1 protein-coding gene is annotated in these 1,267 nt (G+C 65.5%); it reads left to right on the top strand.

Annotated features, from left to right (window positions below):
- The first annotated feature begins 24 nt into the window (after positions 1 to 24).
- Positions 25 to 1,266, top strand: a complete 1,242-nt coding sequence (gene arcA / locus DXC52_RS09865) for an arginine deiminase (protein WP_006234281.1) — start codon at positions 25 to 27, stop codon at positions 1,264 to 1,266.
- Position 1,267 lies beyond the last annotated feature (1 nt).

Below are 1,267 nucleotides of genomic sequence, written 5' to 3'. Positions count from 1 at the left end.
GGCCCGAAAGAAAGGTAGGAGGCCATGACGAAAGGTCTGCACGTGCCTTCCGAGATCGGCAAGCTCAGGAAGGTCTGCCTGCACCGTCCCGGCGACGAGCTCCTCAACCTGCCGCCCGACGAGCTCGAGCGACTCCTGTTCGACGACGTCCCGTTCCTGGAGGTCGCGCAGCAGGAGCACGACACCTTCGCCCAGATCCTGAGGGACCAGGGCGTGGAGGTCCTCTACCTCGAGAACCTCGTCGCCGAGGTGTTCGACCAGGTCCCCGGCGCCCGCGCCGAGTTCACCGACCAGTACATCGCCGAGGCCGGCATCCGCGGCCAGCACATGCCGCAGATCGTCCGCGAGAAGCTGGACTCCATCGAGGACAACCTCGAGTTCGTCAAGAAGACCATGGCCGGCATGACCAAGTCCGAGATCGACATGCCCCTCACGGCGTCCACGACCCTCGACTCCCTGGTCAACTCCGAGTCCGAGTCCGACCTGATCATCGACCCGATGCCCAACCTCTACTTCACCCGCGACCCGTTCGCGGTCGTCGGCGAGGGCGTCAACCTCAACCGCATGTACTCGGTCACCCGCAACCGCGAGACCCTGTACGGCAAGTACGTCTTCAAGTACCACCCCGACTACAAGGACGTCTCCCTGTACTTCCGCCGCGACTGCCAGTTCCACACCGAGGGCGGCGACGTGCTGAACATCAACGAGAAGACCCTCGCCGTCGGCATCTCCCAGCGCACCCAGGCCGCCGCGATCGACGTCATGGCCCAGAACATCTTCTGGAACTCCGACTCCAAGGTCGAGCGCATCCTGGCCTTCGACATCCCGGTCTCGCGCGCCTTCATGCACCTCGACACGGTCTTCACCCAGATCGACGTCGATAAGTTCACGATCCACCCCGCCATCATGGGCACCCTGCGCGTCTACGAGCTGACCGCCGGCAAGAACCCGGGCGACGTGAACATCCGCCTGATCGAGGACACCCTCGAGCACGTCCTGGAGGACGCCACCGGCGTCGACCAGGTCAAGCTGATCCCCTGCGGCGGCGGCGACCCGATCGCGGCCTCCCGCGAGCAGTGGAACGACGGCTCCAACACCCTGTGCGTCGAGCCCGGCAAGATCTGCGTCTACGCCCGCAACACCGTCACCAACGACGTGCTGTACAAGGAGGGCCTGGACCTTCTCGTCGTGCCCTCCGCCGAGCTCTCCCGCGGCCGCGGCGGCCCGCGCTGCATGAGCATGCCCTTCTGGCGCGAGGACCTCTAAG

It is taken from the genome of Collinsella sp. TF05-9AC (assembly GCF_003438495.1).
Lineage (GTDB): Bacteria > Actinomycetota > Coriobacteriia > Coriobacteriales > Coriobacteriaceae > Collinsella.
The sequence above is the reverse complement of the archived record's forward strand: the minus strand, read 5'-3'. Positions and strand labels throughout refer to the sequence as shown.

What these genes read in the sequence shown, in the direction of transcription:
- arcA (WP_006234281.1), top strand. Translation starts at nt 25, where the DNA reads ATGACGAAAGGTCTGCACGTGCCTTCCGAGATCGGCAAGCTCAGGAAG.